Annotated in this window: 12 protein-coding genes; 7 read left to right on the top strand and 5 right to left on the bottom strand. The window is 66.4% G+C overall.

Annotated features, from left to right (window positions below; genetic code table 11):
- Nucleotides 1-114: 114 nt before the first annotated feature.
- Nucleotides 115-912: a glycosyl transferase gene (locus J1C49_RS08275; protein ID WP_227445343.1), complete on the bottom strand. Its 798-nt coding sequence runs from the start codon at nt 910-912 to the stop codon at nt 115-117.
- Nucleotides 913-1,456: 544 nt separating this feature from the next.
- Between J1C49_RS08275 and J1C49_RS08270 the strand changes: the two genes are divergently transcribed.
- On the top strand, nt 1,457-2,629 hold the full coding sequence (locus tag J1C49_RS08270; RefSeq protein ID WP_227445342.1) for a M20 aminoacylase family protein: 1,173 nt from the start codon (nt 1,457-1,459) through the stop codon (nt 2,627-2,629).
- Between the two features lie 24 nt (nt 2,630-2,653).
- Nucleotides 2,654-3,820: a M20 aminoacylase family protein gene (locus tag J1C49_RS08265; RefSeq protein ID WP_227445341.1), complete on the top strand. Its 1,167-nt coding sequence runs from the start codon at nt 2,654-2,656 to the stop codon at nt 3,818-3,820.
- A 247-nt stretch (nt 3,821-4,067) separates the two neighbouring features.
- On the opposite strand, the gene J1C49_RS08260 is transcribed toward J1C49_RS08265, so the two are convergent.
- The 4 genes from J1C49_RS08260 to J1C49_RS08245 all read right to left on the bottom strand — a co-directional run bounded on the left by J1C49_RS08260 (nt 4,068) and on the right by J1C49_RS08245 (nt 8,591).
- Complete coding sequence (locus tag J1C49_RS08260) at nt 4,068-4,433, bottom strand: DUF2934 domain-containing protein (protein ID WP_227445340.1); 366 nt, start codon at nt 4,431-4,433, stop codon at nt 4,068-4,070.
- A gap of 343 nt (nt 4,434-4,776) precedes the next feature.
- Entirely contained in the window at nt 4,777-5,955 is a 1,179-nt protein-coding gene (argE, locus tag J1C49_RS08255; protein WP_227445339.1) for an acetylornithine deacetylase, read from the bottom strand.
- Nucleotides 5,948-6,337 (bottom strand): VOC family protein, encoded by a 390-nt coding sequence (locus J1C49_RS08250; protein ID WP_227445338.1) that lies wholly within the window; start codon nt 6,335-6,337, stop codon nt 5,948-5,950. The genes argE and J1C49_RS08250 overlap by 8 nt, the downstream gene beginning before the upstream one ends.
- A gap of 400 nt (nt 6,338-6,737) precedes the next feature.
- Nucleotides 6,738-8,591, bottom strand: coding sequence for an ABC transporter ATP-binding protein (locus tag J1C49_RS08245; protein WP_227445337.1), 1,854 nt, complete (start codon nt 8,589-8,591; stop codon nt 6,738-6,740).
- A gap of 236 nt (nt 8,592-8,827) precedes the next feature.
- Here J1C49_RS08245 and J1C49_RS08240 point away from each other — a divergent pair, with 236 nt between their 5' ends.
- The 5 genes from J1C49_RS08240 (at nt 8,828) to J1C49_RS08220 (ending at nt 14,447) form a co-directional block, all read left to right on the top strand.
- Nucleotides 8,828-10,528 (top strand): peptide ABC transporter substrate-binding protein, encoded by a 1,701-nt coding sequence (locus J1C49_RS08240; protein WP_227445336.1) that lies wholly within the window; start codon nt 8,828-8,830, stop codon nt 10,526-10,528.
- Between the two features lie 279 nt (nt 10,529-10,807).
- Complete coding sequence (locus J1C49_RS08235) at nt 10,808-11,845, top strand: ABC transporter permease (RefSeq protein ID WP_227445349.1); 1,038 nt, start codon at nt 10,808-10,810, stop codon at nt 11,843-11,845.
- Complete coding sequence (locus J1C49_RS08230) at nt 11,838-11,996, top strand: hypothetical protein (RefSeq protein WP_227445335.1); 159 nt, start codon at nt 11,838-11,840, stop codon at nt 11,994-11,996. The genes J1C49_RS08235 and J1C49_RS08230 overlap by 8 nt, the downstream gene beginning before the upstream one ends.
- On the top strand, nt 11,989-12,972 hold the full coding sequence (locus J1C49_RS08225; protein ID WP_227445334.1) for an ABC transporter permease: 984 nt from the start codon (nt 11,989-11,991) through the stop codon (nt 12,970-12,972). The genes J1C49_RS08230 and J1C49_RS08225 overlap by 8 nt, the downstream gene beginning before the upstream one ends.
- Nucleotides 12,973-13,394: 422 nt before the next feature.
- A complete protein-coding gene (locus tag J1C49_RS08220; RefSeq protein WP_227445333.1) occupies nt 13,395-14,447 on the top strand; it encodes a YeeE/YedE family protein in 1,053 nt (350 codons plus the stop codon).
- Nucleotides 14,448-14,912: the final 465 nt, after the last annotated feature.

Here is a 14,912-nt window from a genome sequence, read left to right as displayed (position 1 = left end):
CCCCCGCATTCCGACCGCGCCGCGCGAGGCTCCGCCAGACCACGCACCCCGCCGTTTCCCTTATGCGGCCGCTCACGTTCAGGCCGGGACAGGCTCCGCCCCAGACGCACTGTGTCAGGCCCAATCGCCGCCAAGGTCGTCCCGGGCGCGGGTGATCCAATGCTCTTCCAGCCAGTCACAGGGCTTCGAGCGGCGGATCAAGGAGCCGCTATAGCCCGCAACCGCCTCGCTCATCTTTGGCCGCCCGTGAAAGCACACCACGCGCGCGTCCGCCGGAAGCCGCGGCGCACGCAGGTAATTGCCGGGAAACGGGTTGCAGTCATACTTGAAGGAAACAACCCAAGGTTCTGGAATATAAGTAAAAACACCCCGATCCATGGCCTTGTGCGAGGTATAGCGCTGCTCTGATCCCCGCGCCGCCTCCACCTCCGCATAGGGGTCAGCGGCAATGCCCTCATACAGAAACCCATGAAGCGCCGGGTCGAAGCGGAAAACCGAGCCGTGGCCGGTCGGACGTCCCTTGCGCTTCTCGGTCCAGTCATGGCGCATCGCCACTGTGCCGGGGGCAAGATCGTGGATGTCATCCAGCCCCCCGGTGATGACCACGTCCAGATCAAAGCCCAGAACCGGCCCGTCCAGATCCGGCACCAGTCCGGGCCGAAAAAGCGACACCTTGCGCATCGCCCCCTGCCGGTTGGCCACGGCCAGCGCCCGGGCCATCGGCTCGGCGAAAGGTTCGACCGGCAAGTCCAGGATCTCGATATCCGGATGCAGCCCCTCTGCGTGCTCGGTCATGCAGAAAAACCGAACCGGTCGGCGCATGTTGCGCCGCACGCCGGAATAGAGCCGGTTGACATAGTCCGGCCCAAAGAGCGTGCCCCATTTGATGCACATGATGTTGACCGCGTTCATGGGTCGGCTCTCCTTCGCTTGGCCGACGCGTCCCGGCGTGGCCCTGCGCGGTGTGATACCGGCTGGCCCGGCCTTTCACCAGACCCCGCGGGCGGCCCGATCCTCCCCACCGCCGCGGCGACAAGCAGGCCGCACCCCCCGCCAGCAACCGCAGCGCGCAGGATGGCGCCCCGTCGCCACACCCGCTTTCGCAGCAACGCCCGAACGCGCGGGCCGCCTGACCCAACACCCCCGTCCAGCCCTCTGCATGCAAGCCACCTGCCCACCGCCCATCCTCACCGCAGCACATATGCAAGCCGCGCGCCGCACCACACACCATCACCGCGCCACGATCGCTGCGCCACGATCACCGCGCCTCGCAAAACCACCACCGGCCGCAAAACGTACCGGGCCGGGCCTACACAGACATACTATCTGCCCCCAAGCCCGGCACAGGCGACCCGGCCAACGTCCCGGCCCTGCCGCCGCCCCGGCCCTGGGCTCACCCGCTTGCCGCGGCGCGCGCGCGCTGGCACCATGCGCATCTGCAACGAGGAAACCGCCCATGCCCATCAAGAACCGCATCGCGGAGTTTCACCCCGACATGACCGCATGGCGGCGCGACATCCATGCACATCCGGAACTGCGCTTCGCCGAAACCCGCACCGCCGCGCTGGTGGCCGACAAGCTGCGCAGCTTTGGCTGCGACGTGGTGGAAACCGGCATCGCACAGACCGGCGTTGTGGGCGTGATCCACGGAAAAAGCACCGCCTCGGGCCGCACGCTGGGCTTTCGCGCCGATATGGACGCGCTTCCGATCCATGAGCAATCCAGCGCAGAGCATGCCTCCCAGACCCCCGGCATCATGCATGCCTGCGGCCATGACGGGCATACGACGATGCTGCTCGGAGCCGCGCGGTATCTCGCGGAGACGCGCAATTTCGACGGCACGGTGGTGCTTCTGTTCCAACCGGCCGAAGAGGGCGGCGGCGGCGCGCTGGCCATGGTTGAGGCCGGTGTGATGGAGCGGTTCGGCATTGACGAGGTCTACGGCATGCACAACATGCCCGGCATCCCCACCGGCGCCTTTGCCCTGCGTCCGGGCCCGCTGCTTGCGGCGGCGGATTTCTTCGACATCACCGTCGCGGGGCGCGGCGGACATGGCGCGTTGCCCGAACAGACCGCCGACCCCACCGTCGCCGCCGCCGCGCTGCTGACCGCGCTTCAGACCATCGCGTCGCGCAACACCGACCCCAAGACCGCCGTCGTCGTGACCGTGGGCGGGCTGCGCTCGGACAGCGACGCGCATAATGTCATCCCCGACCGGGTGACGCTCAAGGGCACCACCCGCTATCTCGACCCCGCGCTGAAAGGCTGGATCAAGGACCGCATGGAAACCATCGCCACCGGCACGGCACAGGCCTATGGCTGCAGCGCGACGCTCGACTACAGCTATGTCGTGCCGCCCACCGTGAATCAGCCCGATCAGACCCGCATCGCCGCCGAGGCCGCGGCCCGTGTCGCCGGCGCGGATGCGGTCGATACACAGGCAGACCCCACAATGGGCGGCGAGGATTTCGCCGACATGCTTGCTGTCCGGCCCGGAGCGTTTATCTTGATCGGCAATGGAGACAGCGCCGGGCTCCACCACCCGGCCTATGATTTCAACGACGCGATCCTGCCCGTGGGCAGCAGCTGGTTCGCCGATCTGGCGGAATCCCGGCTTGCCGCCTCCTGACAGCGCGCCCGAAAGGAGACCCAAATGCCCGTCAAGAACCGCTTCGCCGAGCTGCAGCCCGAGATCGCCGCATGGCGCCGCGACATCCATGCCCATCCGGAAATCCTGTTCGACACCCACAGGACGTCCGCTCTTGTGGCCGAAAAGCTCCGCGCCTTCGGCTGCGACGAGATCGTCGAAGGGATCGGGCGCACCGGCGTCGTGGGCGTGATCAAGGGGCGCAGCACCGGGTCCGGCAAGGTGATCGGCCTGCGCGCCGACATGGACGCCCTGCCGATCCACGAGGAAACCGGCGTCGCCTATGCCTCCAAGACCCCCGGCGCGATGCATGCCTGCGGCCATGACGGCCACACCGCCATGCTTCTGGGCGCGGCCAAATACCTGTCCGAGACCCGCAATTTCGACGGCACCGTCGTGGTGATCTTCCAACCCGCCGAAGAAGGCGGCGGCGGCGGGCGCGAGATGTGCGAAGACGGTCTGATGGAGCACTTCGGCATTCAGGAAGTCTACGGCATGCACAACTGGCCCGGCCTGCCCACCGGCCAGTTCGCCATCAAGGAAGGTGCCTTCTTTGCCGCGACAGACCAGTTCGAGATCATCCTGCACGGGCGGGGCGGCCACGCGGCCAAACCCAACGAGACCGTCGACACCACGGTGATGGCCGCCACGCTGGTGACATCGCTGCAAACGATTGCCGCGCGCAACGCCACCCCCGGCGATCCGCTCGTGGTCTCCGTCACCTCGTTCGAAACCTCCTCCAAGGCCTTCAACGTGATCCCCGCCTCTGTCCACATCAAGGGCACCGTGCGCAGCATGAGCACCGAGTCGCGCATCATGGCAGAAGAGCGCCTGCGCGCGCTGTCCGAACAGATCTGCGCCGGCTTCGGCGGCACGGCGGAGGTGATCTGGCACAAGGGCTACCCGGTCATGGTCAACCATCCCGAACAGACCGAATTCGCCCGAGAGGTGGCCCGCGCGGTCTCCGGCGATTGCGCCGAAGAGCCGATCACCATGGGCGGCGAGGATTTCGCCTACCTCCTGGAGGAGCGTCCCGGCGCGTATATTCTCGTCGGCAATGGCGACACTGCGAAGGTGCACCACCCGAAATACAATTTCGACGACGAAGCGATCCCTGCGGGCTGTTCCTGGTGGGCCGAGGTGGTCGAACGGCGGATGCCCGCGTCCCTCTGATCCTTCGCCAAGCGGGTCGGGGCGACGCGGGTCGAGGCGACGCAGATCGAGACGACCGTTTTGCGCTGGCGGGCGCGCCCAACCTAACGCCGCTCCGGCCATGGCCGGAGCGGGCGGGCTCCGCCCCAATGCGGCGGCGCGCAGGGGAAAAGCCAAGCACGGCCAAAACCGAAAAAGGCGGCCACGGGGGCCGCCTTTTGCCTGTCAGGCAGGGGGTCGATGCCCTGCGCGCTGCCTCTGTCTGCACTTATTCGGCCGTCTTGGCCGCCGCTTTGCGGGTGCGCGGCTTCGCTGCCGGCTTCTTTGCGGCTGCGGCCTTGGATGGGGTCGCTTTGGCCGCCGCGGTCTTGGTCGCGGCTTTCTTGGCGGCGGGCTTGGCCGCTTTCTCCTTGGGGGCGGCGGTGGTGGCGGCCTGCGCCGCCGCGCTCTTGGCCGGCGCCTTGCGTGCCGCGCGCTTCTTGGGCGTCGCAGGCTTGCTCAGAAGCGCGGTCGCGCGATGCCAGTGATCGTCCGCACGACCCTCCGGCTGACCCTCTTCAAGCCAGAGATAAAAGGCCGCTTCGGCAATCTGTGCGTCGTCGATCTCGATGGGGGCGTTGGTGTTCGATGTCATGGATGCGTCTCGGAATGGGTTACGTTAGCGCAAACACCATAGCGGGAATGCTGCGACTGCACAATCTTTGTGCTGATGCCCCGCGGTCTCGGGTTGTCGATAGGCCACAGACGCGCCGCGTGCTTCGGCGGGATTCAGCCGACGGCCCCCGCCGAACCGGATCTCGGCACCGCCGCGCCCCACAACGCCCCGCATCCACGCGGCGCATCCGCCTGTCTGAGCATCATCCCCCCGCACCGGGCGTCCTGCGTCGCCCTCCAGCCGCCGCCATTCCGGCAGCAAAGGCGCTCGCGCGTCTCGCAGCCGCCCCGACCGCGCCATGGGCCCTGCCCTCGCCACCGCCTCAGGCTGCAAGCCGCGCGAGCAGGTCCTCCATGAAGCCGCGCCCGGCCTCGAACTGCGCCACGGTGATGTATTCGTCGGGCTGATGCGCGACCTCTATCGAGCCCGGCCCGCAAACCACCACATCGTAACCGGCGCTCTGGAAATGGCTCGCCTCGGTGCCATAGCTGACATGATTGTCCGAATTGTCGCCGGTGATCTGCCGCGCCAGCGCCTCGGCGCGGTTGTCGGGCGTCGGCGCAAGAGGCGGCAAGGAAAAGGCCTCGCGCAGCTCGATCCACGCCTCGGGGCGAATCGCCCGCATTGCCGTCGTGAGCCGCGCCGCCTCCGTCTCCGCGCGGTCCCGCCAGTGATCCAGCGTCTCGCCCGGCACCACCCGAAACCCGAGGCCGAAGCGGCAAGCCTTCGCGGTGATGTTATGCGCCGTGCCACCGGAGATCTGGCCGACATGCACATTGCTGTAAGGCGGATCGAACAACGCGCCCATGCCCTGCGGCTCGGCCACCGCCTGCGCCGCGTTGACCTCGTTGGCCCATTCAATGAGCTTCGCGCCCCACATGATCGCGCTGACCCCCCGATGCAGGATCGCGCTGTGCACCTCGAACCCATGCACATGCACGTCATAGTTCAAACTGCCCTTGTGACCGCACACCACCTTGAGCCATGTGGGCTCACCCACGATCACATCCGCCGCCTTCGGCAACACCGCCATCGCCTCGATCAGCGGTGGCGCCCCGGTGCAGCCGATCTCCTCGTCATAGCTGAGCGCAATCTGCAGCGGCCGCCGCACCCCGCGATGCCGTGCCTCGACCATGGCCCAGATCGCCAGCGCATCGAACCCCTTCATGTCCGATGTGCCACGACCGTAAAGCCGCCCGTCGCGCTCGGTCACCACAAAGGGATCCGTGCTCCAGGGCTGGCCCTCCACCGGCACCACATCCGTGTGACCCGACAGGACAACGCCGCCTGCCACGGCGGGGCCGACATGCGCAAAAAGCCCGGCCTTGTCTCCGGTTGCGTTCCACTGCCGATGACAGGCGATCCCGTGACGACCCAGATAGCCCTCCACCCAGTCGATCAACGGCAGGTTGCTGTCCCGGCTCACGGTCGGAAAGCCCACCAGCCGATCCAGAATCGCACGTGGCGACAACCGCTCGGCCGCCGCGACCGCGTCACCCATCGCGCAGCGCCTCTCCAAAGAAAATCAGCGTCGCATCCTCGTCCTTCACATGAAACTCCCGCTGCCCATAGGGTTGGTCGAACGGCGCCCTGACACGGCCCGGCGCAAGCCCTGCGAGCCGGGACTCCATCCCGGCATAGAGCCTGTCGATCTCCACCACGTCGATATAGAAGGCGCCCTGCCGCTCGGGATGGCCCAGATCGACGCTGTCATCCACCTGCACCAACCGCACCGCAACCGCATCGCGGCGCAGGAACGCGTAGCCCTCCGCCTCGAACCCGACCGTGAACCCCAGCACATCGCGGTAAAACCCGATCTGCCGCGCCAGATCGCTGCACGGCACAAAGGGCGTGATCTGCGTCAGGCGCGGCGCATCAGACATCGCGCCGCACCCCCGGTTTTCTTTGGGCCGGAAATATCCTCGGGGGGGCTTGCCACCGGCAAGCGGGGGGCAGACAGCCCCCCTCCCCCGGCGCCGCTTCGCGCGCCCCTCCGTTGGTGCGCTCAAACCGCCCCCAGCACGCAGCGCCGGACCATTGCGCATCACCGCTGCCACCGCCCGCCGACACGGAGAAAGGCGGCGCGGATACAGGCGGCATGGACGCGGGCGACACGGACGCCGCCGACACGAACACCGCCGATTTGGAGACCACCGACATGGAGACCACCGACATGGAAGCCCGCGACACGGGACCCGGCAATCGCACCCCCGCGGGACCGCGCCCCGCCGATCCCGGCGCGCCTGCTCCACGGACACAATCGTTCCACGACCGCGCCATCGCTCAGTATCCGCTCTCCGAGGTCAGCACGAAATGCTCCGGCTCCACCTCCTGGTAGACCGAGGGGCCGGGATCGTAGTCCAGCCCGTGGATCGGCGACGGGATCGGCTTGAAATTGAGATCCTTTTCCGCCTTGCGCTTGCGCGGATCGGCAATCGGCACCGCCTTCATGAGCGCGCGCGTATAGGGGTGCTGCGGGTTTTCGAACACGGCACGGCGCGGCCCGATCTCCACGATTCGGCCAAGATACATCACGCCGACCCGATGGCTGACGCGCTCCACCACGGCCATGTCATGGCTGATGAAGAGATAGCTCAGCTCCAGCTCGCTCTGCAGCTCCATCATCAGGTTCAGCACCTGCGCCTGCACCGACACGTCGAGTGCCGACACTGCCTCGTCGGCCACGATCAGCTTGGGATTCAGGGCCAGCGCGCGTGCAATGGCGATCCGTTGCCGCTGCCCGCCGGACAGCTCGTGCGGAAAGCGCCGCATGAAGCTGCGCGGCAGTTCCACCCGGTCAAACAGGTTGCCGACCACGTCCATCACCGCCGAGCCCTTGTGCGTGCCGTAATTGTGGATCGGTTCCGCGACCTGGTCGGCCAGCTGGATCTGCGGGTTGAGCGAGGCAAAGGGATCCTGAAAGATCATCTGCATCTCGCGCCGCGCCTCGCGCAGCCCCTTCTGGTCCAGCGCCATGATATCCATGCCACCGATGTCGATCTTGCCCGAGGTCGGCTCCACCAGCCGCAAGATCGACCGCCCCGCAGAGGATTTGCCGCATCCCGATTCGCCCACGAGGCTCAGCGTCTGGCCCTTGTTGATCTTGAAGGACACATCCTCGACCGCGTGCACATTGGCCACGGTGCGCCGAAAGAACCCGCCCTTGACCGGAAACCGCGTCGTCAGCCCCTCCACCGTCAGCAACACCTCGTCAGAGCCCTTGATCGGCACGATGGGCTGATCTTCCTGCCCCAGAAGCTTCATCGGCTCCGGGTAATCCTTGCCGGTCATCTCGCCAAGCTTCGGCACCGCGGCCAGAAGCGCCTTGGTATAGGGGTGCTGCGGCGCCTCGAAGATCTGCTCCACCGGGCCTTCCTCGACCTTGTTGCCGCGGAACATGACCACCACTCGGTCCGCCATCTGCGCGACAACGGCCATGTCATGGGTGATGAACATGACAGCGGTGCCGGTATCGCGCTTGAGCCGGTCCATCAACGCGAGGATCTCGGCCTGGATGGTCACGTCAAGCGCCGTGGTCGGCTCATCCGCGATCAACAGCCGCGGCTTGCACGCCATCGCCATGGCGATCACCACCCGCTGACGCATCCCGCCCGACAGCTCGTGCGGATATTGCACCAGCCGCCGCTCCGGCTCCGGGATTCGCACCTCGCGCAACAGTTCAAGCGCCCGGGCCTCTGCCTGTTTTTTACTCATGCCGCGATGCACGCGCAGCCCCTCGGTGAGCTGGCGCCCCACGGTAAAGACCGGGTTGAGCGCCGTCATCGGCTCCTGAAAGATCATGCCGATCTCGTTGCCGCGGATCTGGCGCATCATGCCCTGACCCACCTTGGCAAGGTCCATGGCATCGCTGTCCTTGCGCGAGAACATCAGCTGACCCTTGGCGATTTCACCTCCGCCATATTCGATCAGCCGCATCAGCGAGAGCGAGGAGACCGATTTTCCGGACCCGGATTCGCCAACGATACAGACGGTTTCGCCCGATTTGATGTCAAAGCTGACATCCTCGACCCCGACGACGGTGCCGTCCTTGGTCTGAAACTCCACACGCAGGTTGTCGATCTGGGCAACGGGAAGGCCCTTGGCCGGTGCGGCGGCGGGGTTGGCGTCGTCGAGCATGGGCAAAGGCTCCTCGAATGGGGGTGACATGCGAACGCTAACGACAGCAATTGTGCAAAGTCAAACAACGTGGACGATTTATCCGCGGGAACGCTTGCATTTTGGGCAGCTTATGGGGTTCGATACCCTTAGTGCGGAAGGCCCCTCTCGAAAACGGAACAGATCCGTGGGCCGGGTTCGCCAATAGCCAAGAACGGGACCGGAGCAACCGAACCCCGTCCAACATGGAGAGAGACATGAAACTCAAAACCCTGATGCTGGGGGCAGCGGCCGCCTTTGCCATCGCACCGGCGGCCTTTGCCGAGCGCGGTTCGGATGGCGAAGTGAAGATCATCTACTGGCAGGCGCCGTCGATCCTGAACCCGTTCCTGTCGGGTGGCACCAAGGACGTCGAGAGCGCCTCGATGATCATCGAGCCGCTGGCGCGCTACAACGAGATGGGCGAGCTGGTTCCGTGGCTGGTTGACGAAGTGCCGACCGTGGCCAATGGCGGTGTCAGCGAGGACCTGACCCAGATCACGTGGAAGATCACCGAAGGCCTGACATGGTCCGACGGCACGCCCTTTACCTCTGCCGACGTGAAATTCACCTACGAATATTGCACCCACCCCGAAGGCGGCTGCGCGCAGCTGACCAAGTTCGAGGGCGTCTCCTCCGTCGAGACCCCGGACGACCTGACCGTGGTTGTGACCTTCGAAGGCCCGACCCCGAACCCCTATGGCCCGTTCGTGGGCGGTGAGAGCCCGATCCTCCAGGCGGCGCAGTTTGCCGATTGCCTTGGCGCGGCAGCCTCCACCTGCACCGAGCAGAACTTCAACCCGATCGGCACCGGCCCCTTCGTTGTCACCGAGTTCAAGCCGAACGACGTGATCACGATGGCCGCCAACGAGAATTACCGCGATCCGGCCAAGCCCGCCTTCGCCACCGTGACCTTCAAGGGCGGCGGCTCCGCGCAGGCATCCGGCACCGCCGTGATGGAAACCGGCGAGTTCGACTACGCGTGGAACCTGCAGCTCGCGCCCGACGTGATCGCCAAGATGGAAGAAGGCGGCAAGGGCAAGCCGATCGCCGGCTTCGGCCCGCTGCTTGAGCGCATCATGCTCAACAACACCAACCCCGATCCGAATCTCGGCCCGGACGAGCGCTCCGTGATCCGTCCGCACCCGTTCCTCGGCGAGCCTGCGGTCTACAAGGCGATGTCCATGGCGATCGACCGCCCGCTGCTGGTCGAGATCGGCTACGGTCAGGCCGGCAAGGTCGGCTGTTCCTGGGTTCCGGCACCCGAGGCCTTCGCCTCGACCTTCGAAGGCTGTGAAGTGCAGGATCTCGAAGGCGCGAAAGCCATGCTCGACGAAGCGGGCATCGTGGACAGCGACGGCGACGGCGTGCGCGAGCACAACGGCGTGCCGCTGAGCATCGTCTACCAGACGTCCACCAACGCCGTGCGTCAGGATTTCCAGGCGCTGATCAAGGACTGGTGGGAACAGATCGGCATGGAAGTCGAGCTGCGCAACATCGACGCGTCGGTGTTCTTCGGCGGCGATGCAGGGTCGCCCGACACGTTCCAGAAGTTCTATGCGGACGTGGAGATGTATGCCAACACCTTCAACGGCACCGACCCGCAGGCCTATCTCGGCAACGGTCTGTGCGACAAGGCCCCGCGCCCGGAGACGCAGTGGCAGGGTGAGAACATCTCGCGCTTCTGCATGGAAGAGTTCGACGCGCTGCACGCCGAGCTGTCGCAGACCGCCGACATGGCAGAGCGCCAGCGCATCGGCCGTGAGCTCAGCGCCATGATCACCGACAATGGCGGCATGATCCCGCTGGTGCACCGGGGTCGTCTCTCCGCCCACGCCAACAGCCTCGGCGGCGTTGTCCTGAACGTCTGGGACAGCGAGCTCTGGAACGTGGCGGACTGGTATCGCATCGACATGTGATCCGTCCCGCGTGACAGGACCAAACGGGGGCGCGGCCGGCGTCGCGCCCCTCCCCGTCACCGCAATGGGCGGTCACGGCCCGGCCCGGGCCATGCCACGAGCCCGCCACCACGTTCGACGTAACGCGGTCATTCCGTGCAAGTGCACAGACGGGACGCAGGCCAGCGTGCCACCGCCCCGGACCCGTGGAAGCCGCCCCTGAACGCCGCGCAGATCCTGCGTCTGCACTGCCCCGCACGGCCCAACACCGTGCCCCCGAAACTTCTGACCCGAGGCGCCATGCTTACCTATGCCATCAGACGGTTGATCCTCTCGATCCCGACGCTTCTGTTCATCAGTTTCATCGTCTTCATGCTGCTCCAGCTCGCCCCCGGCGATCCCATGGCGCAGGTGCCCCTGACCGTGCCCCCCGAGGTGAAGGAAAAGATGCGCGAGGCGCTCGGCGTGGGGGAACCGGCGCTGGTGCAATATTGGAAATGGCTGGTGCAGGTCGGCTGGATCGAACCCAAGGTCTTCATCGACTGGCTGACCCGCGACACATTCCTGTTCGGCTGGCTGCCCGACACCAAGCTCTATAATGGCGAGCTGCGCGTGATCTCCTGGCAGACCCGCTCGCCGGTGATGGACATCATCATCCAGCGCATCCCCCAAACACTCTGGGTCGTGGGAATCGCCTATATCGTGGCCATCATCGTCGCCCTGCCGATCGGCATCTACTCCGCCTACAAGCAGTATTCGACCTTCGATCAGGCCGGAACCTTCGTGACGATGATCGGCTTTTCCGTGCCGCCCTTCTTCACCGGCCCGCTGCTGATCGTGATCTTCTCGGTCTCGCTCGGATGGTTTCCGTCGATCTACGACACCACGCTCGTTGTCGACAGCTGGGCCAATTTCAAACTGCAACTGCAACAGATGATCATGCCCGTCATGGTCCTTGCCTTCCAGATCACCGCCCAGCTCAGCCGGTACATGCGCGCCTCCATGCTCGACAATCTCAATCAGGATTACGTGCGCACCGCGCGCGCCAAGGGGCTGTCGGAGAATGTCGTGGTCTGGGTCCACGTGCTGCGCAACTCGATGATCCCGGTCGTGACCGTGATCGCGCTTGGCATCCCGTCGATCTTCGGTGGCGCGATCATCACCGAGAACGTCTTCAAGGTGAACGGCATCGGACAGCTCCTGATCACGGCGCTGTTTGCCAACGACCTGCCGATGGTGATGACCCTGACCTTCATCTTCGCGGTGCTGATCGTGATGTTCAACCTGATCGCCGACATCCTCTACGGCGTGCTGGACCCGAGGATCCGTTATGACTGAGCGCCGCTCCCTGCCCGCCGCCCCGGCCCTGATGCCCATCGCGGCGCCCGGCCCTGTCCAGGCCGCGCCCGGCCTGACCGGCGCCGCCGCCCTGCCCTCGGGCCTCTCGGCCCTCGCCGCCACGCCGCTCCGGAGCCTGCGCCATGACTGAGCCCGTTCCCGCCACGCCGATCGCCGCCATCGAAGCGCTCAAGGACAAGGAGCCCACCAAGCCGCCGCGCAGCCAATGGCGCGACGTCTGGGACCAGTTCCGCAAGCACAAGGGCGCCATGTTCGGCGGCGGCTTCCTGCTGTTCATCACGCTCGCCGTGCTGATCGGCCCCTATATCTACACCGTCGATCCGCAGGCGCTGGACATCCGCAACAAGGACATGCGTCCGATCTATACCGCCCTGTGGGACAGCGACGCCAAGGTCGGCTGGAACAAGCCGCTTGGGTCCGACCAACTCGGGCGCGACAACCTCGCCCAGATGATCGCCGGGGGCCGCGCCTCCATGGCCGTTGGCTGGGCCGCGATGATCCTGAGCCTCGTGATCGGCACGCTGATCGGTGTGCTTGCGGGCTATTTCCGCAAGCTGGACGGGCCTCTGATGCGGCTGACGGACCTGTTCCTGTCGCTGCCGATCCTGCCGCTCCTGCTGGTGGCGGTGACCCTCTTCCGCCAACCGTTGCGTGCGAGTTTCGGACCGGAAGGCGGCATGTTCATCCTGATCGTCACGGTGATCGCCATCACCTCCTGGATGCCCACGGCGCGGATCGTGCGGGGCGATATACTGGCGATCAAGGAACGGGAATTCGTGCTCGCCGCGCGCTCCATCGGGACAACCCCGTTCCGCATCATCGGGCGGCATCTTCTACCCAACGTGCTGTCGCCCATCATGGTTTCCGCCGCGCTTGGCCTTGCCACGGCCATCATCACCGAATCGGCCCTGTCCTTCCTCGGGGTCGGTTTCCCCTCGGACTTCCCCACATGGGGCAAGATGCTCGCCGACGCGGTGCAGCGGATGGAGCAATTCCCTGAACGCGTGCTGCTGCCCGGGATCGCCATCTCGCTCACCGTGTTGTCGGTCAACTATCTCGGCGACGGTCTGCGCGACGCGCTCGACCCGCGCATTCGCGGCCGCTGAGACCGCATCCTTCCCCGGCCTGCGCGTTTGCCGCAGGCCGGGATCAGGCCCGCGCCTATCGCAATTCGCCGCGTGCCTATCGCAGCCCGGCCTAGGCTCATCGCAGTCCGACCCATGCCTAACGCAGTCCGGCCCACGCCTATCGCAATGCGGCCCGTGCTCAAAACGCCCCGGCAAAACCCTTGGGTCGCGTGGCCGGGTCCCGCCTGACGCGGCCAAAAAAGAACGCGTGGCATGCGCCGCTTTCCGCAACGGCACGGCCGTTCGCCCCTGCCCGACAGAGCGGGACCATGATCCCCGCACGCGGCCCATGACAGAACATCGTTCCTGCATGACCGGCCTCAACGCGCCTCACGGGCGTTGACGAACCGGTTACCGCGCCTCATCTGGAACGCTGTTCCCTTCTGGCAGGAGATCCAGCAATGTTCGAGACCCTGGGATTTGAAACCCTGACCGCGCCACAGGCTGCCGTCGGTTTCGGCGCCGTGCTTGGTGTCGCCTTTGGCGTGCTTGCCGAACAAACGAAATTCTGCTTCCGCCGCGGGCTTGTGGGCGACGACAGGCGGCGCGCCATGGGCGTCTGGCTCACCGCATTGGCGGTGGCGCTGCTTGGCACGCAGGCCGTGGTCTGGCTCGGCTGGATCGACTTCGCCGATCACCGCTTCATGGTCAACGATCTGCCTGTGCTCGCCATCCTCGCCGGTGGCCTGATGTTCGGCGCGGGCATGGTGCTCACGCGCGGCTGCGTGTCGCGTCTTACGGTGCTGCTCGGCTCCGGCAACCTGCGCGCCCTCACGGTCCTCGTGGTGTTTGCCGTCGTGGCGCATGCCACGCTCAAGGGTGTTCTGGCGCCGCTGCGCACGGCCGTGGGCGCCGTGACCGTCGATCTCGGCGGGCTGACCTCGCTCGCCGCACTGCCCGGTGGCGCCCTTGTGTGGACCGGGCTGATCGCGCTCGGCGCCTTGGCCTTTGCCCTGCGCTCCGGCAACCGGATCGGCACATTGGTGCTTGCGGCGCTGCTCGGTGCGCTTGTGCCGCTGGGCTGGGCGGGCACGGGGTTCGTTCTCTATGACGACTTCGACCCCATCGCGCTGGAAAGCCTCAGCTTCACCGCCCCCTATGCCGACACCCTGTTCTGGACCATCGCGTCCTCGGCAATCCCGGCGAATTTTGGTGTTGGCCTTGTTGGCGGTGTGATCGGGGGCGCGCTGCTCTCCTCTTTGGCGGCGCGCCGCTTTGCGCCGGTGAGCTTTTCCGGCCCGCGCGAAACCGTGCGGTATCTGGCCGGGGCGGCGCTCATGGGCGTCGGCGGCGTGCTGGCCGGCGGCTGCACCGTGGGGGCCGGTCTGGCCGGGGTGCCGACCCTGTCCTTCGCGGCGCTTCTGGCGATCGGCGCCATCGCAGCCGGGGCGCTCACAACACAGGCGCTCCTGACCCGCGCCCCCGGACGCGTCGTTGCGCACCCCGCCGAATAACGCCGATGCCGCTCTGAGCGTATTGCCGCGAAACCCCGTCATGCCGCTTCCGCCAATCCGGAGGCGGCATGGTCTGTTTCCCCGATCTCGGCCGGTCACTGCCAGACACTTGGGCTGCGCTCTGCCCGCCACAGAGGCTGGCCCGCGACCGGCGGGATAGCCCACCGGTTGGAGACACGGATCGCAGCGGGCGCCAGCGATGGCCAAGAGACCGCACCCGCGGGTTCGGCACGGGACGAGACGAGACGGGACTGGACGGGACGGGACGGGACGACGAGAAAGACCCACGCCAACCGCCTCGAACCAAGCGGAACATCCCGTCCCGGGGTCCCCTTGACTGCTCTCCTCAAGACGATTGGTGTGTGGTCTCTCGCTCTGACACGGTCCGGGGGACCCGCCGGGCTTTTCGGGACCGCTCCGGCGCAGCCCAGCTCCGGGGGAGACGCCTCACGCTCTCCGCCACAG

Source organism: Cognatishimia sp. F0-27, from assembly GCF_020667845.1.
In the GTDB taxonomy this organism is placed as follows: domain Bacteria; phylum Pseudomonadota; class Alphaproteobacteria; order Rhodobacterales; family Rhodobacteraceae; genus JAFMPQ01.
This window is presented reverse-complemented; position numbering and strand designations above follow the sequence as displayed.